This window comes from Enterobacter cloacae complex sp. 397G4 (assembly GCF_050031515.1).
Classification (GTDB): Bacteria; Pseudomonadota; Gammaproteobacteria; order Enterobacterales; family Enterobacteriaceae; genus Enterobacter; species Enterobacter hormaechei_C.
The window spans coordinates 1,347,087-1,369,496 of sequence record NZ_JBLGWE010000001.1 but is presented as its reverse complement, the minus strand read 5'-3'; the positions used below and the strand labels follow the sequence as shown (position 1 = coordinate 1,369,496).

Here is a 22,410-nt window from a genome sequence, read left to right as displayed (position 1 = left end):
TTCCTGATTTCCAAAAAGCGCCTGCGGGCGCTTTTTGTGCTTTAATAACCCCCAGAAATTAATCGCGCCCAACCAATCAGGAAAGCAAATGTTCAGGAAGGATATCGTTATCCCGTCTGGCGCAGTAGCGCTTGCACTCTGTGTCTTCTCAATTCAGGCAGATCCGCTTAAGCCAACCCAGTACGGCGATTTCGATCGCTACGTTCTGGCCCTTTCCTGGCAAACCGGATTTTGCCAGAGCATGGTCGAACGTAACCGTGACGAACCGGAAGAGTGTCGCCTGCAAAAAGAGAGCAGCAACAAAACCGATTTTCTGACCGTCCACGGCTTATGGCCCGCGCTGCCGAAATCTATTGCCGCTCGCGGAGTGGATGAACGCCGCTGGATGCGCTTCGGCTGTGCCACTCGTCCGGTTCCGAATATGCCGGAAGCAAAAGCCAGCCGCAAATGTGACGCCGCAGAGACCGGACTATCGCTAACCGGCGCGGCGAAGCTGAACAGCGTGATGCCCGGCGCGGGCGGCAACTCCTGCCTTGAACGTTATGAATACGCGAAACACGGCGTCTGCTTTGGTTTTGATCCCGACGCTTACTTCGGCACCATGGTGCGCATGAACCAGGAGGTGAAGCACAGCGCGGCAGGAAAATTTCTGGCGGAAAATTATGGCAAAACCGTCCGCCGCAGCGACTTCGATGCAGCCGTGGCCAAAAGCTGGGGGAAACAGAGCGTAAAAGCGTTCAAGCTTACCTGCCACGGCAATCCGGCTTATCTGACCGAGATGCAGATCTCGCTGAACGCCAGCACCATCAACAACCCGCTCTCTGCCGGCTCCTTTGCGCCACAGCCGCATCCGGGCAACTGCGGCAAACAGTTTGTCATTGATAAAGCCGGTTACTGATGCTGCGCCGGGCACCTTTTTGCCCGGTTTTTCATTGATTTCCGTGATATGACGATTAACCTCACACTTCCGCTCACACGCATCATTTTTCCAGCTAAAGCATTATTAATCCGGTAAACATCACTGAAACCTCCCCGCCATAATCATGGCGTTATCTACAGGAGGAATTTCACATGGCTAAAAAACTGATTGCACTGTGCGCCTGCCCGATGGGCCTGGCACATACCTTCATGGCAGCCCAGGCGCTGGAAGACGCGGCGACGGAAGCCGGTTATGAGGTAAAAATTGAAACCCAGGGCGCGGACGGGATCCAGAATCGCCTGACCCCGCAGGATATTGCCGACGCTGACATTATTATCCACGCCATCGCGATCACCCCGGAAGACAATGAGCGCTTCGAAACGCGCGACGTGTATGAGATTACGCTTCAGGACGCTATTAAAAACGCGGCAGGCACCCTGAAAGAGATCGAAGAGATGATTGCAGCAGAACAATAATAATCCTCACACCCAGGGGTTTTCGTCATGGCTATTAAAAAACGCAGCGCGGTTCGCCCGGACAGTCACGAGGGTGACACACTTGCCATCAAATCCGCACCGGTTGCCGCCGGTGCGTCTTTCTGGAAAGAGCTTCCACAGCACATTATGTCGGGGATATCCCGCATGGTGCCAACGCTTATCATGGGCGGGGTTATCCTCGCCATTTCACAGCTCATCGCCTACGTCTGGCTGGAGATCCCGCCTGACACCGGTATTCTCGACGCGCTTAACTCTGGCAAATTCACCGGTTTCAATCTCTCGGTATTGAAATTTGGCTATCTGACCGAATCGTTCGGCGGGCTGCTGTTCAGCTTCGCCATCCCGATGTTTGCCGCCTTTGTCGCCAACTCTATCGGCGGAAAGCTGGCCTTCCCGGCCGGGTTTATCGGTGGCCTTGTCGCCACGCAGCCGACGCTGGTGCTGAACTTTGATGCGGAAAAACTAACCTGGCTTGCCACCAAACCCGTGCCCTCCACGTTTATTGGCGCGCTGATTATCGCCATAGCCGCAGGCTATCTGGTCAAATGGCTGAATAGCCGTATTAACGTACCGCAGTATCTGCTGGCCTTTAAAAGCACCTTTCTGATCCCAATCCTCTCGGCGCTGTTTGTGATGCTGGCGATGTATTACATCATCACGCCGATTGGCGGCTGGCTGAATGCAGGTATGCGGACCGTACTGCTGGCGGCGGGTCAGGCGGGCTCAATGATGTACGCCATCGGGATGGCGGCGGCCACGGCGATTGATCTTGGCGGCCCCATTAACAAAGCGGCGGGATTTGTTGGCCTGGGGCTGACAACCGATCATGTCCTGCCCATCACCTCCCGCGCCGTGGCGATTGTTATTCCGCCCATTGGTCTGGGGCTGGCCACGCTGATTGACCATCGTCTGACCGGCAAACGCCTGTTTAGTCCGCAGCTTTATCCGCAAGGCAAAACGGCCATGTTCCTCGCCTTTATGGGCATCAGTGAAGGGGCCATCCCGTTCCTGCTGGAAAATCCGCTTGCGACGCTGCCGGCGTATATGGCGGGTGCGATCGCGGGTGCGATGACCGCCACCGCGCTCGGTGCCGTGCAGTGGTTCCCTGAATCGGCGATCTGGGCGTGGCCGCTGGTCACCAATCTGGGGGCGTACATGCTCAGTATTGTGGTCGGGGCGGCGATCACCGCGCTGTTGGTCGTGATTATTCGTAACAGTCTGCACAAGCGCGGAAAACTCGCTATCGACACGCTGTAACGGGGTGAACCATGGAATTACTGAGAAGGCTTCGTGCCTGGCTGGCTGCGGAAAAACTGGACGGCGTGCTCATCTCTTCGCGCCAGAATAAACAGCCGCACCTGGGCATTTCAACCGGTTCGGGATATGTGCTGGTGTCACAAACCGCGGCACATATCCTGGTGGATTTCCGTTACTACAGCGATATCGCTTCACGAGCGGCGGGCTATGAAATGCACCTGCTTAACACGGAGAACCCGTTTGCGCAGGCGGTGAACCAGATTATTGCGAAGGACAATCTCGCCCGTCTTGGCTTTGAGGGTGAATACGTGAGCTGGCAAACAGGCGTGCTGTGGCGCGATACGCTGAATACCACCCTTTGCAGCACCTCGCTAGACGCGCTGCGGCAGATAAAAACCGCTGACGAAATCGACCGTATCCGTGCAGCATGCGGCATTGCCGACCGCGCCGCACAGCACATCCGGCGTTTCATTCAGCCCGGTATGCGCGAGCGTGAAGTCGCTGCCGAGCTGGAGTGGTTTATGAAGCAGGAGGGTGCGGACAAGCCCTCTTTCGACACCATTGTCGCCAGCGGGCCGCGCGGTGCGCTGCCCCACGGCAAAGCCTCTGACAAAGTGATTATGCCTGGCGAGATGATCACCCTTGATTTCGGCGCCCAACACCAGGGGTATTGCTCGGATATGACAAGGACCTTTCTTGTCGCCGGGCAAAACACGCCGCCGGAGGAGCACCCTCTCTATGCGGTGTACCAGATCGTTCTGGCGGCACAACAGGCGGCCATTGATGCCATCCGCCCCGGCGTTTCCTGTCATCAGATCGATAGCGCCGCACGTTCCGTGATTGAACGTGCAGGTTACGGTCCGCAGTTCGGGCATAACACCGGTCATGCCATTGGTATTGATGTCCATGAAAATCCACGTTTTTCCCCTACCGACCGCACCCCGTTGCAGCCCGGCATGGTGCTGACCGTTGAGCCGGGGATCTACCTTGAACACCAGGGCGGGGTACGAATTGAAGATGTGGTGCTGGTGACGGAAACGGGCGCCGAGGTGCTTTATACCCTCGACAAACGGCTATTGCTGACGGGAGAACAAGAATGGACAGAGATTTACTGCGCGCCCTGAGCGAAGCAGACGCCATTGCGGCCTCAGAGCAAGAGGTGCGCGACATCCTGCTCAGTGAGGCGCAAAAATACCATAAAGAGGTTCAGTTTGATGGGCTGGGTTCCGTGCTTATCCGCGTCAACCAGAGCCGGGGCCCGAAGGTGATGGTCTGCGCCCATATGGATGAAGTCGGTTTTATGGTGCGTAGCGTCTCGCGCGAAGGGGCCATTGATGTCCTGCCCATCGGCAACGTGCGCATGATGGCCCGTACCCTTCAGCCGGTGCGCATCACCACGCGTAACGGGGAAAAAATACCGGGACTGCTGGATGGAGATCTGAAAGGAGAAAACGTTGACAATTTACGTGTCGACATTGGCGCGACGTCGGCGGAGGAGGTGTTCGCCGCCGGTATCGACGCAGGCGACCGCGTGACGTTCGATACACCCTTTCAGACCCTTCCCCACAATCGGGTGATGGGTAAAGCCTTCGACGATCGTCTCGGCTGTTACCTGCTGATCGCGCTGCTGCGCAAGCTGCACCAGACACCGCTCGACTGCGAGCTTTGGCTGGTGGCCAGCTCAAGTGAAGAGGTCGGCCTGCGCGGCGGCCAGACCGCCACGCGCGCCATTCATCCTGATATCGCGCTGGTGCTGGATACCGCCTGCTGGTCAAAAAATTTCGATTATGGCAGCGCCAACCATCGCCAGATCGGTGCGGGCCCGATGCTGGTGCTGTACGACAAAACGCTCATCGCCCCAGCCAAACTGATTGCGCTGGCTGAGACGATCGCGCGCTCGCAAGGGATCCCGCTGCAAAAAGACATGTTTAGCAACGGCGGAACGGACGGCGGGGCGATCCATCTCTCCGGCACTGGCGTGCCGACTCTTGTGCTTGGTCCCCCGACCCGACACGGGCACTGCGCGGCATCCATTGCCGACGAAAAAGACATTCATCACACCCAACAACTGCTTGTCGCGCTTGTGGCATGCATGAACCGTGAGACCGTGGATCATCTGACGGACTTCAGATGCTGATCTCACGCGGCCAGGAGGAAGTATGCTTTCAATTGAATTTTTCTGCCCACTGCCCAACGGCCTACATGCGCGTCCGGCCTGGGCGTTAAAAGAGCAGTGCAGCGCATGGCGCAGCGACATCCGTTTTATCAACAGACGGCTTAACACTCACGCGGATGCCAAAAGCTCGCTGGCGCTGATCAGTACCGGTACGCTGTTTAATGACAGCTGCGTGCTGGAAATTAACGGCAGCGACGAGGAGCAGGCCCGACGCGTGCTGGAGGCGTATCTCACCGGCGCGTTTATCGACAGCGACAGTATTCCCTCCGGCGACGCGCCGCACGTTGCGCATCCCCTGCCCCGTTCGCTTGTAAGGCTTGCTCCCCACCTTCAGCACGGCATTACGCTCGCCAGTGGCATCGGGGCTGGCACTCTGCGAGGCTGGCAGAGCGATAACCTCAAACGTTATTGTCAGATCCCCGCCTCGCCGGAAGATATTACCCGCCTGGAACACAGCCTGGCGACGCTGGCTGAACAGCTCAACCACCGTCTGCGCGGGCTGGACGGCGAGAGTAAAACCATTCTCAGCGCGCATCTTTCGCTGATCCAGGATGAGGAGTTTGGCGGCACCATACGCCGACTGATCGCCGAGGAACGGCTAAGCCTTGCGGAGGCGATCATTCGTAATATGGCGCTGATCTGCGACAAGCTGTCGCTCTCCGCCAGCGACTACCTGCGTGAACGCGTCAGCGATATTCGCGACATCAGCGAGCAGCTTCTTAACATTACCTGGCCGGAGTTGCAGCAAACCTCCGCATTCACCCTCAGCGCTCCCACTATTCTGGTGGCGGAAGATCTGACGCCCAGCCAGTTTCTCAGCCTCGACACGCAGTATCTGAAAGGCATGGTGCTTGAAAAAACAGGCCGGACGTCGCATACGCTGATCCTGGCACGCGCGGCCTCCGTGCCTGTGCTGAGTGGTTTAACGGTCGCCTCGCTGGCGCCGTTGATGGGAAAAGAGGTCATTCTGGACGGCATCTGTAGCGTGCTGGTCGTTGAACCCAACGACGCGGTGAATGATTACTATAGCGTGGCGCAGCGCCTTGCCGACCGACGCCACCAGCAGCAGATCAAAGATGCGGGTCTTCCAGCACTCACCCGCGACAACGTACCGGTAGAGATTGCCGCCAACATCGGCAGCGCGCTGGAAGCGCCCGGGGCGTTTGCCTGCGGCGCGCAGGGTATCGGGCTGTTTCGCACTGAAATGCTGTATATGGACAGAGACTCCGCGCCGGACGAGCAGGAGCAATTCGAAGCCTATCAGCAGGTGCTGCTCTCCGCGCAGGGCAAGCCGGTCATCTTTCGCACAATGGACATCGGCGGCGATAAGCAGATCCCTTACCTGAACATTCCCCAGGAAGAAAACCCGTTCCTCGGCTATCGCGCCGTTCGTATTTATCCCGAATTTGCCGATCTCTTCCGCACCCAACTGCGCGCGATCTTACGCGCAGGCGCCAGCGGCAATGCGCTGTTGATGATCCCGATGGTGCACAGTCTCGATCAGATTTTATGGATCAAACAGGAGCTGCAAAACGTTCGTGACGCCCTGGCCTCACAGGGGTTACGTCACACCGCACACCTGCCGCTGGGGATCATGGTTGAAGTGCCTTCAGTCTGCTTTATCATCGATCACTTCTGCGAAGAGGTGGATTTCTTCAGTATCGGCTCGAACGATATGACTCAGTATCTCTACGCTGTCGATCGCAACAACCCGCGCGTTTCGGGGCTGTATAACCCCATCACACCGTCTTTTTTACGCATGGTTCGCCAGATCGTCACCGCAGCGCATCGTCACGGGAAATGGGTCGGCATTTGCGGGGAACTTGGCGGAGAGCAGCGCTACCTCCCTCTTCTGCTTGGTCTGGGCTTAGATGAGTTCAGCATGAGCGGGCCGCGCATCCCTGCGGTAAAAACCCAGCTGCGTCAGCTGGACATGGCAACCTGCCGGGCGCTGGCGGAAAAGGCCTGCGACAGCCGCAGCGCAGAGGAGATTGAAGCCCTGCTGGCGGATTTCACACCGGAAGCGCCGCCGCGTCCCTTGCTGGCCCTGGAGACTATCGTGGTCAATGAGCCGCTGACCTCAAAAGAGCAGGTGCTTCAGTTCTTATGCGGAAATCTTGCGATTCATGGCAGGACCGAAAACCCGCTCGAACTTGAAGAAGATCTCTGGCAGCGCGAAGAGATTGTCACCACCGCCGTCGGGTTTGGCGTGGCGATCCCTCACACCAAATCGCAATGGATACGCCACTCCAGCATCAGCATTGCACGCCTGGACAAGGCGATTGACTGGGAGTCGGATTTGGGCGATGTCGAGCTGGTGATCATGCTGACGCTCGGCGCTCAGGAAGGGATTAATCACGTGAAGGTCTTTTCCCAGCTGGCGCGGAAGCTGGTCAATAAAACGTTTCGCGAGTCGCTGTTTGCAGCAACGACGCCGCAAAGTATCCTGGATCTGTTGAACGCTGAAATCACGTTCTGACTGTCACTGAAAGCGTGCGCGATACTCCCCCGGCGTCAGGCCAAACTGGCGCCGGAACAGACGGCTAAAATAGTCGCTATCGGCATAGCCGCAGCGCTTCGCCACTTCCCCCACCGGCAGGTGGTATTTTTGCAGGATGGTTCTCGCCTTCGCCATACGCACCCAACGAACGTAATCCACAAAACTCATCGTCCCCTGTTGGGAGAACAGGCGTGACAGATGGTTAGCCGAAATATTAAAAAGCGCGGCGACGCTGTCCCGCGACAGGGATTCAGCATAGTTTTCCTGCACCCAGTTACAAATGCTCTGATAGAGGAAATCCCCGCGCGACAGTCCCGGTTCAGGCAGCGACGACACCACTTTCCGGCACCAGTGCAGCAGGCTCAGCACCAGCGGTTGAATAATGGCCTGATCCTGCGGGGAAGCGCTCAGGTGCGTCAGGGCCATCAGCATCGCAGCACATTCGCCTCGTTCAGGGTGAGGAAGCTCAACGTGTCGCTGCGCAGGCACGGAGCGCCCGTGACGGGTATCATGAAACACCAGCCCCAGCCACGACGGCGCAAAAAGAATGCTCAGCAGCATGACCGGTCGTTCAAACACCGGGACGCTGGCGGCCTGGGCGGGAAGAAACAGCATTTCCCCCTGGCAGAGGGTCTGCTGCCCGGTAACCAGTCTGTTGCCATATTCCCCGCGAAGAACGACATCAAGCCGTGGCCAGTCGCGGCTCACGCTTCCGACAGCGTCAGACGCGCCACGTTGAGCAAACCAGACTCGCCCCAGCTGCTGTGGGTTGAGCACCAGGCCGCTCAACAGATCGGCAAAAAACTGCTGATCGGCGGGCAACAGGGTTGCGTGCATATCACCCCCTGCGCGCATCCGGGCGTACCAGATCGAAGCGATGGCTGTCACTGATGGCGTAGTAGGCCGTCGGTCCACCCGCACGCAGAATGGGCTGCGCTTTCGCGGTCTGGTAAATCCCCTCTTCCAGCAAACTCTCGGCGATATGGACGCCCACGACTTCGCCGAGCACCAGCCAGGTATCAATCGGTGTCCCATCCGCGCCGGTAAGCTGAATGCACTGTGACAATCGACACTCGAAATTCACCGGGCTTTCCGCCACGCGCGGCGAGCTCACAAGCTGGCTGGCAACGGGCGTCAGGCCGGCAAAGGTAAATTCATCCTCGCCATGAGGGAGCGTGGCGGAGGTTTCATTCATCGCCTCGGCGAGATCGCGCGTTGCGAGGTTCCAGACAAACTCCCCCGTTTCGGTAATATTCCGCACGCTATCCTTCCAGCCGTTGCTGGAAAAACCAATGATCGGTGGGCGATAGTTAAAGCAGTTAAAGAAGCTGTACGGGGCAAGGTTCAGTTGACCGGCCTTATCACAGGATGAGATCCAGCCAATCGGACGTGGACCGATAATGGCGTTCAGCGGGTCGTGCGGCAGGCCGTGCCCCTGAGACGGTTGGTAAAAGTACATATCGCTCTCTCTACGCTGGGGCTGCAACGCGCATTGCCCGGGTTCAGTCTTTCCAGCGTAACGAAATTTCCGTTCAGCGTGAATCGGGACGCCGGGTTTATTGCCAAAAATTCATATGGCGCATGATTGTGACCTTCATCACTTCAAACTTACGGTTTCAGACAGTATCATCAGATAAGTTAAACCCTCGCTGCCAGACGGCGAGGGTTTTCTTTTGGATTGGTTTCTGCGTTACACGCAGCATTAACGACATGGAGTAAAAATGTCCAGACCTACGATTATCATCAATGAACTCGACGCAGAACGTATTGACCGACTGTTGGAGAAACCAGAATTCGCCTCGCTGCCGGTAGCCGATGCGCTGAACGAAGAGCTCGACCGGGCGCAGATGTGTACGCCTGAGACCATGCCGCATGATGTGGTCACCATGAACAGCCAGGTGAAGTTCCGCAACCTGACCACCGGAGAGGAGCTCACCCGTACGCTGGTCTATCCGGCGCAGATGACCGACAGCAGCACGCAACTGTCGGTGCTGGCACCCGTGGGCGCGGCGCTGCTTGGACTGCGCACGGGCGATACCATCCACTGGGAACTCCCGGGCGGCGCCTCAGCTCACCTGGAAGTGCTTGAGCTGCTCTACCAGCCCGAAGCCGCTGGCGATTACCTGCGTTAATCCCTTCTGAACAAGCGACCCCGCTTTGCACAGAGGATGCACACGCATCCTCTTTCCGCAAATTCACCCTATTGTGCTATACCGGACAAAAACCGCTTAATTCACGCTTAGTCTGTTGTAGTGCCGTGGGGACGGTCATGGGTGAGATACTTGTTATCACACTGGTTTTTCTCATCATCCTGGCGATCCTCGTCGTTGCGGTGCTGTATCTTGAGCGCCACTGGTGAGTGAGGAACCTCACACAACGCCGCCGGGGAAGGCATTCACCAGTCCCTTCACTTTCTGCTGCGCTGCCTCCGGGGTGTCTGCGCCAGGCACCAGGATCACCTTGCGGCACTCCTCCTCCCGTTTTTCGAAGATCTTATAGGCGCGTTCCGCATCAGCCAGCGGAAGATAGTGGGTCACAATATCTTCTGGGGTAAGCAGCCCTTTTTCGATGAGCGGCAGCAGCTCTCCCAGCCAGGCATGGACGTGGGTCTGCCCCATCTTAAAGCTCAGCCCTTTATCGAAGGCATCGCCAAACAGGAAGCCGTGAATAAAACCGGCGTACACGCCCGGCACGCTGACCACGCCGCCGCGTCGCACCGCAGCAATGCACTGGCGCAGGGCTTTGCCGCTGCTGCCTTCAATTTTCAGGTTACTGAGGATCGTTTCCGTGGTGCTGCCTTTGGCCTCAAACCCGACGGCATCAATCACCGCATCCACTCCGCGCTGTCCGGCCGTTTGCTCAATGATTTTCTCCGCCGCGTCGTTATCGTCATCAAAGTTAATCGGGATCGCGCCGTAGCGCTCCTGGGCAAACCGCAGTCGATAGGGATGATGGTCAACCACGAAAATCTGCTCTGCGCCGAGAAGCCGCGCGCAGGCAATGGTCAGTAACCCCACCGGCCCGGCCCCGAATACGGCGACGCTGGAGCCTTTCTGGATCTGCGCATTTTTTGCCGCCTGCCAGGCGGTAGGCAGAATGTCTGACAGGAAAAGCGCTTTGTCGTCAGACAGCAGCTGGGGCACTTTAAACGGCCCCACGTTGCCTTTCGGGACGCGCACATACTCCGCCTGTCCGCCCGGCACGCCGCCGTAAAGATGGCTGTAGCCAAACAGCGCGGCAGGGGCGGGAATTTGCTTTTTGTTCAGCGCCGCGCCCTGCCCGCGGTTCGTGTTTTCGCAGGCCGCGTACTGTTGCATCTGGCAAAAGAAGCAGTCACCGCAGGCAATCACAAACGGGATCACCACCCGGTCACCTTTCTGCACGTTTTTCACTTCGCTCCCGCACTCCACCACCTCGCCCATAAATTCATGACCAAAGATATCGCCGTGCTGGACCTTGGGAATTTTTCCGCGATAAAGATGCAAATCAGAACCACAGATCGCCGTGGCCGTTACGCGCAGGATGATATCGTCAGGTTGTTCGATGCCCGGATCGGGGACATTATCGACCCGAACATGATGTGGACCGTGATAGGTGAGAGCTTTCATGCAACCTCCGAAAGGGTGTGGGTAAGCTTATAAAAGGGTAGCTACCTCTCGGGATCTGCCCCGAAATCCGGCTGTTTTGAGATTTATCCTGGCGAGATAAAAAAGTGCTGTCGGGATTACAGAAACCTTTTATATTTTGTGGTTGAATGATTTCAGCGTTTATAAACAAGGAGAAACGGTTATGTATCAAACAATCATTATGCCGGTTGATGTTTTCGAAATGGAACTGAGTGATAAGGCTGTACGTCACGCGGAATTTCTCGCGCAGCAGGACGGAGTTATTCATCTTCTGCATGTTTTACCGGGCTCTGCCAGCCTGAGCCTGCATCGTTTCGCTGCTGATGTGCGTCGTTTTGAAGAGCATTTACAGCATGAAGCCGAGACACGCCTGCAAACCATGGTCGGGCACTTCAGCATCGATCCTTCCCGCATCAAAACCCACGTCCGGTTCGGTAGCGTGCGCGACGCCGTTAATGAGCTGGCGGGGGAATTAAATGCCGACGTGGTAGTGATTGGTTCACGTAACCCTTCCATCACCACTCACCTGCTGGGGTCGAACGCCTCCAGCGTGATCCGCCACACCTACATTCCGGTGATGGTCGTGAGATAAAAAAAGAGGCCACCTTTTGGTGGCCTCCGGCATTGCAGGTGTCGTCTTGCTTTCTTTTATTATGCGGTTTTGGTGCGGATCAGATAATCAAACGAGCTCAGCGACGCTTTCGCACCTTCGCCAGTGGCGATGATGATCTGTTTGTACGGCACGGTGGTGCAGTCGCCCGCCGCAAATACGCCCTTCACGCTGGTTTCGCATTTCGCATCAATGATGATCTCGCCCATGCGGTTGCGCTCAATCGCGCCTTCCAGCCAGGTGGTGTTTGGCAGCAGGCCAATCTGAACAAAGATCCCTGCCAGCGCCACGCTGTGGATATCGCCACTCACGCGGTCACGGTATTCCAGACCGGTCACTTTGCTGCCGTCGCCTTTCACTTCTGTCGTCTGGGCATTGAGCACAATATCGACGTTATTCAGGCTACGCACCTTATCCTGCAACACCTGGTCCGCTTTCATCTCCGGGGCGAACTCCAGCAGGGTAACGTGTTCAACAATTCCCGCCAGATCGATAGCCGCTTCCACACCGGAGTTACCGCCGCCGATCACCGCTACGCGTTTACCTTTGAACAGCGGGCCGTCACAGTGCGGGCAATAGGTCACGCCTTTGGTACGATACTGATCTTCGCCCGGGACGTTCATGTTGCGCCATTTCGCGCCGGTGGCAATGATCACGCTGCGCGCCTTCAGCACCGCGCCGGACGCCGTTTCAATCTGGTGCAAACCACCCTCGACCGCGGCCGGAACCAGTTTGCTGGCGCTCTGGCTGTCAATGACATCCACGTCGTAGTCGCTGACGTGCGCTTTCAACGCCCCGGCCAGCTTCTGGCCTTCGGTTTTCGGCACGGAAATGTAGTTTTCAATGTCAACGGTATCCAGAACCTGACCACCGAAACGCTCGCCCATCAGACCGGTACGGATCCCTTTACGTGCGGAGTACACCGCCGCCGCTGCGCCCGCCGGGCCGGAGCCAACAATCAGTACGTCGTACGCATCGCGTTGGTTCAACTCTTCCGCCGCACGTTTTTCTGCGCCGGTATCCACTTTGGCGACGATTTCGGTCAAGGTCATACGCCCCTGGCCGAACTCCTGACCATTCAGGTAAACCGCCGGAACGCCCATCACGTTGCGCTCGGTGATTTCGTTCTGGAACGTACCGCCGTCAATCGCCGTGTGCTTAATGCGTGGGTTGAGGACTGACATCAGGTTCAGCGCCTGCACCACGTCCGGACAGTTATGGCAGGAGAGTGAGTAATAGGTTTCAAACTCAAAATCACCGTCGATATCGCGTATCTGCTCCAGCAGCGCCTGCGCTTCTTTTGACGGATGACCACCGGTCCACAGCAGCGCCAGCACCAGGGACGTAAATTCGTGCCCCAGCGGAGAGCCCGCGAAACGCGGCCCCTGGTCAGACCCTGGGTTGGCGATCAGGAAAGAAGGCTTACGTACTGCCAGCGTGTTGTCTTCTTTGAAGGTCACCTTCGTCGACAGCTCAGCAATCTCTGTCAGCAGCGCTTTGATTTCTGCCGATTTCGCGCTGTCGTCCAGCGTGGCAATCAGCTCAACAGGTTTGGTCAGTTTCTCAAGGTAGGCCTTGAGCTGGGTTTTCATGTTAGCGTCGAGCATTATTCTTCCCTCTCTTAAAACGTCATCATGCAAGCCGCCTTATACGGGCTGCCTGAATGCAACTTGCATCATGGTGCTGGAATGAAATGGGCGCGGGGAGCGCCCATTGATTGCCGGGTGGCACTTCGTTTACCCGGCCTACGATACTGTAGGCCTGTGCAAGCGTAGCGCCGCCAGGCTTTACAGACTTAGATCTTGCCGACCAGGTCCAGAGATGGAGCCAGCGTCGCTTCGCCTTCTTTCCATTTCGCCGGGCACACTTCGCCTGGGTGAGAAGCAACGTACTGAGCCGCTTTCACTTTGCGCAGCAGGTCAGATGCATCACGGCCGATACCTTCAGCGGTAACTTCGATAGCCTGGATAATGCCCTGCGGGTCAACAACGAAGGTCGCGCGGTCTGCCAGGCCTTCATCTTCACGCATGTTGTCGAAGTTACGGGTCAGGGCGCCAGTCGGGTCGCCGATCATCGCGTATTTGATTTTCGCGATAGTTTCAGAGCTGCTGTGCCACGCTTTGTGGGTGAAGTGGGTATCGGTAGAAACAGAGTAAACGTCTACGCCCAGCTTTTGCAGTTCTTCGTAGTGGTCTGCCACGTCGCCCAGTTCGGTCGGGCAAACGAAGGTGAAGTCAGCCGGATAGAAGAAGAACACGCTCCAGCGGCCTTCGGTATCTTTCTCAGTTACTTCGATGAATTCACCGTTTTTGAACGCCTGGTTTTTGAAAGGTTTAATTTTGGTGTTAATCAAGGACATCTGTACTTCCTCCGTGTTTTCGTTGAGATGTAAGGTAACCAACTTTGTTCATCGGGGCTAATGCGTATGCTTTATCAAATCAATCAGCCAAACCTTACAACAGCAACAAGACAGCAAGGTGAACCTTTTAAAGGAAAACCTGAAAGTAAAAAGGCCGCCTCAACGGGCGGCCCTGATACCTGAATTCCCCGCAGGTACATTCAGTGCCAGCCGAAGCTGGCGTTGCGTTGCGCTCTACATACCTTGTATCAAGGCCGTAACAGCGGTTTGATTACAGCACCCGCGCGCGCATTGAGCAATGGATAAGAGGGATAGTCCTGCCTATGGTTGTGATAGGCTGAACCGAACAGGCTTCTGAAACGTTATAAATTTAATTTCATTATAAATTTCGCGCTATATATAAATGCCAGTTGTTATTCAAATAATTCAATCACACTTCAAAGATAAAATTATCTTAATAAACCTTGAAGTTGTGTTTCAATAATCCAAAGCCATGATATATTAAGATCACTTAAATTTTGAATTAAGCAAGTTACCCACACGGATTGAAAAAGGTAACTTTCCTCTGTCGTACTCCATGATGTGATAACGACAGCAAACACAGCACACTCAGGACGAAACATGGCCAACCTCTACGACCTAAAAAAATTCGATCTCAATCTGTTAGTCATCTTCGAATGCATTTACCAACATCTCAGTATCAGTAAGGCTGCCGAGACACTTTATATCACGCCATCCGCCGTGAGCCAGTCGCTGCAACGCCTGCGTGGCCAGCTCAATGACCCCCTGTTCATCCGTTCAGGTAAGGGAATTACGCCGACCACGGTGGGCACCAACCTCCATCATCATCTTGAACAGAATCTCAACCAAATTGAACAGACGATCAACATGATGCATCACTCGGACATCAAGAAAAAGTTCGTTATCTATTGCTCCCAAATGGTGTCGCCTGGCTATATGCTCGAACCGATGAAACTATTAATATCCGAGGAAAATTACGAGATAGAACAACGTGATATGCTTATCTCTCCGGAATCCGCAGAGGACCTGCTCGCCTACCGTAAAGCCGACCTGATTTTCACAATTGCCCCGGTAAAAAATCGCTCTGTGGTTTGTGTTCACTTTACCACGGTGCCAATAACGTTAATCTGCCGGGAAAACCATCCAAGACTCACCGATACGGTCAGTCTCGAGGCGTTATACCGGGAGAAATTCACCTTTTACCAGAGCGCTCACCCGGGCGTTAAAGAGTTCCAGAATCGCGCCAATGACGTTTTCCCGGAAAGAAATATTGCTTTTCGCACGGACTCCATCAGCTCGCTTATCTCCATGGTCAGTTCATCTGATCTGTTAGGCTTTATACCCATATCAATCTATGAAGCCTATAAAGAGACGTTAAAATTAAAACGAATCGCCGCCCCTTTTGAATTGCCCGAAATACATGTCTATATGCTTTACAGCCGTTCTTCTCTGAACAGCAGCGTTTTTTCAACGTTTATTGAGAAAATGCATAAACTCTGTCTTTCCGCTCCGTCTGCGTAAAATCATTTACATGGTGAATATAAAAGCTGCAAACTAAAAAAAATGATTCCGTGAAAATAATGAAAAATGATTTCATAATATCGTCTTAATTTCTTCCAGACATTTAACACGCAGGATGCGATTAACTATGTCGATCTATAAAATCCCTTTACAGGAAAATGTTTCAGACGCTTCAGCGGAACGCATAGACTGGACGCTAAACAATTTCTCCAGGGTATGCGTTTCCTTTTCCGGTGGAAAAGATTCTACCGTGATGCTGCATCTCGTTGCCCAGCAAGCACGGCAATTAAAGCGAAAAATAGATGTCATCTTTCTGGACTGGGAAGCGCAATTCTCCTCAACCATTCAGCATGTTGACACGATGAGAACGCTGTATCGTGATGTTATCCATCAGTTCTGGTGGGTAGCGCTTCCGCTCACGACCCAGAACGCACTGTCACAGTTTCAACCTGAATGGCAGTGCTGGGAACCCGGGACAAACTGGGTTCGCCAGCCACCGGAAGATGCCATTACCGATTATCACTATTTCGATTTTTATCAGCAGGGAATGACGTTTGAAGTCTTCGTGCGAGAGTTTGCCGAATGGTATGCGCAAAAACGTCCTGCCGCCGTCATAGTGGGGATCCGCGCCGATGAATCCTACAACCGTTTTCTGGCGATCGCGTCGGCACGTAAGCAGCGCTTTTCTGACGATAAACCCTGGACGACCGTCGCACCGGGTGGTCACTCCTGGTATATCTACCCTCTGTACGACTGGAAAACCGCCGACATCTGGACGTGGTTCGCGAAATCAAAATGTTGCTATAACCCCTTATACGACCTGATGTACAAGGCGGGGGTGCCGCCACGTTATATGCGCATCTGCGAACCGTTTGGCCCGGAACAGCGTCAGGGCTTGTGGCTCTATCATGTCATTGAACCCGAACGCTGGGCGGCGATGTGTGAGCGTGCCTGCGGGGTGCGCAGCGGCGGTATTTATGCCGGGCACGATAACCATTTTTATGGCCACCGGAAGATCCTGAAACCAGACCATCTTGGCTGGCGCGAATACGCCATGCTGCTACTCGACAGCATGCCGCAAAATACGGCGGAGCATTACCGCAATAAAATTGCGGTTTATCTCCACTGGTATCAAAAGCGAGGCATGAACGATATTCCCGATACGCAGGAGGGCGACATTGGCGCCAAGGACATCCCCTCCTGGCGACGTATCTGTAAGGTTTTACTTAATAACGATTACTGGTGCAGGGCCCTGTCATTTAGCCCAAATAAACCAAAACACTATCAGCGCTACAGCGACAGAGTGAAGGCAAAACGCAAGGAGTGGGGCATTTTATGCGACAGCGAATAATCACCGAAATTGACATCTACCTTCAATCACTTACCGAAGAGGATCGAATCAATGCCATTAACGCCTTCCGTCAGGCAATACATAAAAACAGCCCTTTTCGTGAGCAACCTATAGACTGTGTGCTCTGGGTTAAGCAGGACGCGATTACCGCCAACGATTACAACCCCAATAACGTTGCCCCACCGGAAAAACGATTACTCAGCAAGTCACTGGAACTTGATGGATTCACCCAGCCTATCGTTGTGACCGAAAGCGAACAGCAGCAGTATGAAATCGTGGACGGTTTTCACCGCCATGAAATTGGCACAACCCGGGCGGTTTTGAAGCGCCAGCTCAAAGGGTACTTACCCGTCACTTGCCTGCGCCAGGAGCGACAGGACAAACATAACCGAATGGCGGCCACCATTCGCCACAATCGGGCTCGTGGGCGGCATCAAATCAACGCCATGTCAGAGATTGTTCGTGAACTGGTTCAGCTCGGCTGGGACGATGAGAAGATAGGCAAGGAGCTTGGGATGGATAGCGACGAAGTGCTGCGCCTCAAACAAATCAACGGTCTGCTCGAACTCTTCGCAGACCGTCGTTTTTCTGAAGCCTGGACGGTGAAATAGTCAGAGCGCGTTTAACCGCGCTGCCGCTGCCAGCAGCGTCGATTCCTGCTTCGCAAAGCAAAGTCGGATCAGCTTATGCGGGAAGGGATCGGCGCAGAACACCGACAGCGGAATGGCCGCCACGCCCACCTCTTTCGTCAGCCACTGGCAGAAACTCACGTCGTCCAGATCGGAAATCGCGCTGTAGTCGGCCAGCAGGAAATAGGTCCCTTCACAGGGTAAAATCTCCAGACGGCTTTTGCTCAACGCAGCCACAAACCGATCCCGACGCGCACGGTAGAAATCCGGTAGCTCACGGTAGTGTCCGGGGTCGCTGCGCAGCATATCCGCCAGCGCCAGCTGAGCGGGTGTGTTCACCGCAAACGTCAGATACTGATGCACTTTACGCAGCTCAGCGCTGATGGCGGCGGGCGCCACGCAGTACCCGACCTTCCAGCCGGTCATATGGTAGGTTTTGCCAAATGACGATACCGCGATTGCACGCTCACGAAGCTGCGGATGCGCCAGCACGCTGGCATGCCCCTCTTCGGCGAAGCAGATATGCTCATACACCTCGTCGCTCAGAACATAGATTTCACGTTCGGCGATGGCCTGCCACAGGGCGGCAAAATCGCTCTTCTGCCACACCGTCGCCGATGGGTTGTGCGGCGTATTCAGGATCACCAGCCGGGTTTTATCGCTCAGCAGCGCGGCAAACGCCTGCCAGTCCGGACGAAAATGCGGCGGCTGGAGCGCCACGCGTTTCACTACGCCGCCAGCCAGTTCAATCGCCGGGGCGTAGCTATCGTAGCTCGGGTCAAAACAAATCACCTCATCGCCCGTACGCACCAGGGCGGTTATCGCCGCATACAGCGCTTCGGTCGCCCCTGCGGTTACCGTGATCTCGCTGTTCGCATCAGGTTTATAGCCATACAGCTCAGCCGTTTTATCCGCAATGGCTTCACGCAACGCCTGCACGCCGGTCATCGGCGCGTACTGGTTGGCTCCCTGCGCCACGTGGTACGCCAGACGCTCCTGCAAATATTTCGGCCCGCCAAAATCCGGAAAACCTTGTGAGAGGTTAATGGCGTTGTGCTGCTGCGCCAGGGCGCTCATCTGGGTAAAAATCGTCGTGCCGAGATTTGGAAGTTTACTCTGCGGGATCAACGGGTTATTGCTCATTGTAGTGTGCCTGCCTGTAATACTTATGTTGCTGACACTATAACACGATGTTAGTCTTTGGCAATCAAGACGCTTAGACGTCTAAACGATATAAATATTCCTGACCGAGAGGGTAAAAGGAAATGACAGACAACCTGCAACTCACACACCTGGTCGAGGCCTGCCGCTGGATTGGCGCTAAAGGCTGGGCGCCCGCTACCGGCGGCAATATGTCCGTGCGTCAGGATGAACACCTGTGCTGGCTGAGCGAATCCGGAAAAGATAAAGGCAGCCTGACCACCGCCGATTTTCTACAGGTTGAAATCGCCACCAACCGTGCGCCGTCTGGCCGTAAACCGTCGGCAGAGACCGGGCTGCATACCCTCATCTATCGCCTGTTTCCCGAGGCTAACGCCGTCCTGCACGTTCACACTGTCAATGCCACGGTGCTGTCGCGTCTGGTCAACGAGGCCGAGCTGAAGATCACCGGTTTCGAGATGCAAAAATCCCTTACCGGGCAGACCACGCACCAGGATACGGTGGCCATCCCGGTGTTTGATAACGACCAGGACATCGACGCCCTCGCCTCGCGCATCGCCCATTACGCGCAGGAACGCCCGCTTAATTATGGTTTTCTTCTGCGCGGTCATGGCTTAACCTGCTGGGGACGCGACGTGGCCGAAGCCCGCCGTCATCTGGAAGGGTTAGAATTCTTATTTGAATGCGAAATGCGTTTACGACAATGGGAGAGAGTATGATTCGCGCGATTGTGACGGATATTGAAGGGACCACCAGCGATATCCGTTTTGTCCATGATGTTTTGTTCCCCTACGCGCGTGAGCGGCTGGCGGCCTTTGTGACCGCGCAGCAGTACGCCGAGCCGGTCAAATCGATTCTGGACAACCTGCGCGATGAAATCAGCGCTCCGCATGCCAGCGTCAGCGATCTCATCAACGTACTGTTTACCTTTATGGATGAAGACCGCAAATCGACGGCGCTCAAAGCCCTGCAAGGCATCATCTGGCAGGACGGTTACGTCAACGGTGACTTTACCGGACACCTCTATCCTGACGTACTGCCCGCGCTGGAAAAATGGAAGGCGCAAGGGATTGATCTCTATGTTTATTCCTCTGGCTCCGTCACCGCGCAGAAACTGTTATTTGGCTACAGCGACGAAGGTGATATTACTCATCTGTTCAGCGGCTATTTTGATACCCACATTGGCGCCAAGCGCGAGGTGCAGTCTTATCAAAATATTGCGGCGCAAACGGGCATTGCCCCGTCGCAGATCCTGTTTCTGTCGGATATTCATCAGGAGCTGGACGCAGCTGAGCAGGCGGGTTTTCGTACCCTGCAACTGATTCGCGGTGAAGATGACGGCGCAAGCCATCATCATCAGATCCACCAGTTTGACGAGATTAATCCGGAGCAGATCCCTTCATGAGCGCATTGACCATTTATTCCGATAAAGACGCCAGTCAGCACCAGTGGCACAGCACCGACGCCGCCGAGATTGCCCAACAGCTGAACGCCAAAGGCGTGCGGTTTGAACGCTGGGCTGCGGATCGCGATTTAGGACACGATCCCGCACCAGAAGCCGTGATCGCGGCCTATCAGCATGCGATCGACAAGCTGGTGGCAGAGAAAGGTTACCAGAGCTGGGATGTGATCAGCCTGCGCGCCGACAATCCGCAGAAAGAGGCGCTGCGCGCGAAGTTTCTGAACGAACACACTCACGGTGAAGACGAAGTGCGCTTTTTCGTGGAAGGGGCGGGATTGTTCTGCCTGCACATCGGCGATGAGGTGTATCAGGTGCTGTGCGAGAAAAACGACCTGATTTCCGTTCCCGCGGGCACGCCGCACTGGTTTGATATGGGCTCAGAGCCGAACTTTACGGCGATTCGTATTTTCGATAACCCGGAGGGTTGGGTCGCACAGTTTACCGGGGATGCGATTGCGGATGCGTATCCACGCCTGGCATGATCTTTTCTCCCTCTCCCTTGTGGGAGAGGGCTGGGGTGAGGGGGAACATACGGCTCTGGTGGTCAGTTCCATATTCAGACATTAATCAAATACTGGCGATAATCCTCTGCACATCAGCGCCAACCAGCCTCGCCAGATGCACAAACTCCACTACGTCTAACCTGCGTTCACCACTTTCCACTTTAGCGATAAACGATTGGGGTTTCCCCAAAGCCTCCGCAAGCTGGGCCTGAGTAATCCCCTTCTCTTTACGAGCTTTCTTCAACGCATTGATAACAAGCTGGTATTCTTCTGAATAAACTGAGGCCATTGTTCCGATTCCATACAAATATCCTGAAATCGAATATCCACCTATTGCCTTTTTATCCCAAAACAGGTTAATTGAGTGCGTAACGCAAACCTGTAAGGAGTAAAGAATGCAACGTCAAAACTGGCATCCTGCCGATATTGTTGCGGCATTAAAGAAACAAGGAACAAGCCTGGCAGCGTTGTCACGCAAGGCCGGCCTTTCTTCATCCACATTAGCAAACACACTCTCGCGCCCGTGGCCAAAGGGCGAATTGATTATCGCTCAGGCGTTGAACATTCCACCGGATGTGATATGGCCGGAAAGATATTTTGGTAAAAATGGTGAACGCATATTCCGTCAGATGAGAGCGACCAGGAAAAAAACGTGTCTTTGACATGAACAGCGTTTTCCCCCCCTTCGGGGAAGCCCATCAGTTCATGCTGCTCAAGAATTTCCCTTTCGCTACCTCGTCCGGCGTGACCACGCCTGTATCCAGCACCCAGCCGCTAATCAGCGAGGCGGGGGTGACGTCAAACGCCGGGTTGTAGACTTGCGCGTTTTCCGGCGCCCACTGCACCACGCCAAAGCTCCCCGCCACGCCCGTCACTTCACTGGCCGCGCGCTGCTCAATCGGGATTGCGTCACCGTTCGGGCAGTCCGGGTCGAGGGTCGTTTGCGGGGCAGCGACGTAGAACGGAATGCCGTGAAACTTCGCCAGCACCGCCAGGGAATAGGTGCCGATTTTGTTCGCCACGTCGCCGTTGGCGGCAATGCGGTCTGCACCCACCCACACGGCGTCCACCTGCCCTTTTGCCATCAGGCTGGCGGCCATGGAGTCGGTAATCAGCTGATACGGTACGCCCAGCTCGCCGAGTTCCCACGCGGTCAGCCTGCCGCCCTGCAATAGCGGACGGGTTTCATCCACCCAGACGTTGCTTACCTTGCCTTCCTGATGCGCGCGGGCAATCACCCCCAGCGCGGTACCGACGCCCGCCGTCGCCAGCCCGCCGGTGTTGCAGTGGGTCAGCAGACGGCTGCCGGGCTTCACCAGCGCGCTGCCCGCACTGGCAATAGCGTCACAGAGCCGTTTGTCTTCGTCAATCAGCCGCAGCGCTTCAGCCACCAGCGCCGGAATATAATCTTCCTGCCACAGCGCAATCTTCATGCGGTCGAGGTTATTCATCAGGTTCACCGCCGTCGGGCGGGAGGCGCGCAGGGTTTCCAGCGCCACCGCCAGCTCGTCGCGGCTTTTGCCGCTTTCCGCTAACAGCGCCAGCAACAGGCTTGCAGAGAGACCAATCAGCGGCGCGCCGCGCACCCGCAGGGCGTGGATGTGCCCGACCAGCGCCTCGACCGTCGAGGCATCCAGCCAGCGTTTCTCCTGTGGAAGCGCCTGCTGGTCGAGAATAAAGAGCTGATTATCCGCCACCCGCAGGCTGGTCGTCTGTAATGTCTGCATGTCGTTAATTCCCTGTTGCGTTGTTGTAGCACATTGTGTCAGGATGAAATCCAGATGTATAGACGTCTACATGTCTTAATTAGCAAAACTG

General features: G+C 55.5%; 24 protein-coding genes. 16 read left to right on the top strand and 8 right to left on the bottom strand.

Annotated features, from left to right (window positions below; genetic code table 11):
• The first annotated feature begins 88 nt into the window (after positions 1-88).
• The 6 genes from rna (at position 89) to ptsP (ending at position 7,328) form a co-directional block, all read left to right on the top strand.
• Positions 89-898 (top strand): ribonuclease I, encoded by an 810-nt coding sequence (gene rna, locus ACQG1Y_RS06490; protein ID WP_003858741.1) that lies wholly within the window; start codon positions 89-91, stop codon positions 896-898.
• Positions 899-1,071: 173 nt separating this feature from the next.
• Positions 1,072-1,395, top strand: a complete 324-nt coding sequence (locus tag ACQG1Y_RS06485) for a PTS fructose transporter subunit IIB (protein ID WP_017382483.1) — start codon at positions 1,072-1,074, stop codon at positions 1,393-1,395.
• A 27-nt stretch (positions 1,396-1,422) separates the two neighbouring features.
• Complete coding sequence (locus ACQG1Y_RS06480) at positions 1,423-2,673, top strand: PTS fructose transporter subunit IIC (protein WP_017382484.1); 1,251 nt, start codon at positions 1,423-1,425, stop codon at positions 2,671-2,673.
• Between the two features lie 11 nt (positions 2,674-2,684).
• Positions 2,685-3,797: an aminopeptidase gene (ypdF, locus tag ACQG1Y_RS06475; protein ID WP_045337957.1), complete on the top strand. Its 1,113-nt coding sequence runs from the start codon at positions 2,685-2,687 to the stop codon at positions 3,795-3,797.
• Positions 3,770-4,810, top strand: a complete 1,041-nt coding sequence (ypdE, locus tag ACQG1Y_RS06470; protein WP_032670368.1) for an aminopeptidase — start codon at positions 3,770-3,772, stop codon at positions 4,808-4,810. Before ypdF ends, ypdE begins: the two co-directional genes overlap by 28 nt.
• Before the next feature lie 22 nt (positions 4,811-4,832).
• Positions 4,833-7,328, top strand: a complete 2,496-nt coding sequence (gene ptsP, locus ACQG1Y_RS06465; RefSeq protein WP_126495307.1) for a phosphoenolpyruvate--protein phosphotransferase — start codon at positions 4,833-4,835, stop codon at positions 7,326-7,328.
• A gap of 3 nt (positions 7,329-7,331) precedes the next feature.
• On the opposite strand, the gene ACQG1Y_RS06460 is transcribed toward ptsP, so the two are convergent.
• A complete protein-coding gene (locus tag ACQG1Y_RS06460; protein ID WP_032671319.1) occupies positions 7,332-8,186 on the bottom strand; it encodes a helix-turn-helix domain-containing protein in 855 nt (284 codons plus the stop codon).
• A 1-nt stretch (position 8,187) separates the two neighbouring features.
• On the bottom strand, positions 8,188-8,808 hold the full coding sequence (locus ACQG1Y_RS06455; RefSeq protein WP_003858756.1) for a flavin reductase family protein: 621 nt from the start codon (positions 8,806-8,808) through the stop codon (positions 8,188-8,190).
• A gap of 262 nt (positions 8,809-9,070) precedes the next feature.
• Between ACQG1Y_RS06455 and rnk the strand changes: the two genes are divergently transcribed.
• The gene (rnk, locus tag ACQG1Y_RS06450; RefSeq protein WP_006809650.1) at positions 9,071-9,481 is read left to right on the top strand and encodes a nucleoside diphosphate kinase regulator; all 411 of its coding nucleotides are present in this window, start codon (positions 9,071-9,073) and stop codon (positions 9,479-9,481) included.
• Between the two features lie 137 nt (positions 9,482-9,618).
• Positions 9,619-9,708, top strand: coding sequence for a small membrane protein YldA (gene yldA / locus ACQG1Y_RS06445; RefSeq protein ID WP_015571155.1), 90 nt, complete (start codon positions 9,619-9,621; stop codon positions 9,706-9,708).
• A 10-nt stretch (positions 9,709-9,718) separates the two neighbouring features.
• Here the strand turns inward: yldA and ACQG1Y_RS06440 are convergent, their stop codons facing one another.
• Positions 9,719-10,957, bottom strand: a complete 1,239-nt coding sequence (locus ACQG1Y_RS06440) for a zinc-dependent alcohol dehydrogenase (RefSeq protein WP_015571156.1) — start codon at positions 10,955-10,957, stop codon at positions 9,719-9,721.
• Positions 10,958-11,138: 181 nt separating this feature from the next.
• On the opposite strand from ACQG1Y_RS06440, the gene uspG reads away from it, so the two are divergent.
• The gene (gene uspG / locus ACQG1Y_RS06435) at positions 11,139-11,567 is read left to right on the top strand and encodes a universal stress protein UspG (RefSeq protein ID WP_426736700.1); all 429 of its coding nucleotides are present in this window, start codon (positions 11,139-11,141) and stop codon (positions 11,565-11,567) included.
• 59 nt (positions 11,568-11,626) lie between these two features.
• On the opposite strand, the gene ahpF is transcribed toward uspG, so the two are convergent.
• Together ahpF and ahpC are read right to left on the bottom strand one after the other, a co-directional pair.
• The gene (gene ahpF / locus ACQG1Y_RS06430; RefSeq protein WP_045142408.1) at positions 11,627-13,192 is read right to left on the bottom strand and encodes an alkyl hydroperoxide reductase subunit F; all 1,566 of its coding nucleotides are present in this window, start codon (positions 13,190-13,192) and stop codon (positions 11,627-11,629) included.
• A 188-nt stretch (positions 13,193-13,380) separates the two neighbouring features.
• Positions 13,381-13,944, bottom strand: a complete 564-nt coding sequence (gene ahpC / locus ACQG1Y_RS06425; RefSeq protein WP_014882974.1) for an alkyl hydroperoxide reductase subunit C — start codon at positions 13,942-13,944, stop codon at positions 13,381-13,383.
• Between the two features lie 621 nt (positions 13,945-14,565).
• Between ahpC and citR the strand changes: the two genes are divergently transcribed.
• The 3 genes from citR to ACQG1Y_RS06410 all read left to right on the top strand — a co-directional run bounded on the left by citR (position 14,566) and on the right by ACQG1Y_RS06410 (position 17,448).
• Positions 14,566-15,486 (top strand): DNA-binding transcriptional repressor CitR, encoded by a 921-nt coding sequence (gene citR / locus ACQG1Y_RS06420; protein ID WP_032671321.1) that lies wholly within the window; start codon positions 14,566-14,568, stop codon positions 15,484-15,486.
• 127 nt (positions 15,487-15,613) lie between these two features.
• Positions 15,614-16,837, top strand: a complete 1,224-nt coding sequence (locus ACQG1Y_RS06415; protein WP_032671322.1) for a phosphoadenosine phosphosulfate reductase — start codon at positions 15,614-15,616, stop codon at positions 16,835-16,837.
• Positions 16,822-17,448 (top strand): IbrB-like domain-containing protein, encoded by a 627-nt coding sequence (locus tag ACQG1Y_RS06410; protein WP_032671323.1) that lies wholly within the window; start codon positions 16,822-16,824, stop codon positions 17,446-17,448. Before ACQG1Y_RS06415 ends, ACQG1Y_RS06410 begins: the two co-directional genes overlap by 16 nt.
• Here ACQG1Y_RS06410 and ACQG1Y_RS06405 read toward each other — a convergent pair whose 3' ends face one another.
• Positions 17,449-18,609: a pyridoxal phosphate-dependent aminotransferase gene (locus ACQG1Y_RS06405; RefSeq protein ID WP_246933244.1), complete on the bottom strand. Its 1,161-nt coding sequence runs from the start codon at positions 18,607-18,609 to the stop codon at positions 17,449-17,451.
• Between the two features lie 122 nt (positions 18,610-18,731).
• Between ACQG1Y_RS06405 and ACQG1Y_RS06400 the strand changes: the two genes are divergently transcribed.
• The 3 genes from ACQG1Y_RS06400 to ACQG1Y_RS06390 are packed head-to-tail and all read left to right on the top strand — an operon-like array spanning position 18,732 to position 20,571.
• Positions 18,732-19,346: a methylthioribulose 1-phosphate dehydratase gene (locus ACQG1Y_RS06400; protein ID WP_017382494.1), complete on the top strand. Its 615-nt coding sequence runs from the start codon at positions 18,732-18,734 to the stop codon at positions 19,344-19,346.
• Positions 19,343-20,032 carry an acireductone synthase gene (mtnC, locus tag ACQG1Y_RS06395; protein WP_032647663.1) on the top strand — a complete coding sequence of 230 codons (690 nt, stop codon included), beginning with the start codon at positions 19,343-19,345 and terminating at the stop codon, positions 20,030-20,032. The genes ACQG1Y_RS06400 and mtnC overlap by 4 nt, the downstream gene beginning before the upstream one ends.
• Positions 20,029-20,571, top strand: a complete 543-nt coding sequence (locus ACQG1Y_RS06390) for a 1,2-dihydroxy-3-keto-5-methylthiopentene dioxygenase (protein ID WP_023315605.1) — start codon at positions 20,029-20,031, stop codon at positions 20,569-20,571. Before mtnC ends, ACQG1Y_RS06390 begins: the two co-directional genes overlap by 4 nt.
• A gap of 85 nt (positions 20,572-20,656) precedes the next feature.
• Here ACQG1Y_RS06390 and ACQG1Y_RS06385 read toward each other — a convergent pair whose 3' ends face one another.
• Positions 20,657-20,881, bottom strand: a complete 225-nt coding sequence (locus tag ACQG1Y_RS06385) for a helix-turn-helix transcriptional regulator (protein WP_032652941.1) — start codon at positions 20,879-20,881, stop codon at positions 20,657-20,659.
• 106 nt (positions 20,882-20,987) lie between these two features.
• Here ACQG1Y_RS06385 and ACQG1Y_RS06380 point away from each other — a divergent pair, with 106 nt between their 5' ends.
• Entirely contained in the window at positions 20,988-21,254 is a 267-nt protein-coding gene (locus ACQG1Y_RS06380) for a helix-turn-helix domain-containing protein (RefSeq protein WP_032652939.1), read from the top strand.
• A gap of 36 nt (positions 21,255-21,290) precedes the next feature.
• Here the strand turns inward: ACQG1Y_RS06380 and mtnA are convergent, their stop codons facing one another.
• Positions 21,291-22,319, bottom strand: a complete 1,029-nt coding sequence (gene mtnA / locus ACQG1Y_RS06375; protein ID WP_254309655.1) for an S-methyl-5-thioribose-1-phosphate isomerase — start codon at positions 22,317-22,319, stop codon at positions 21,291-21,293.
• Positions 22,320-22,410: the final 91 nt, after the last annotated feature.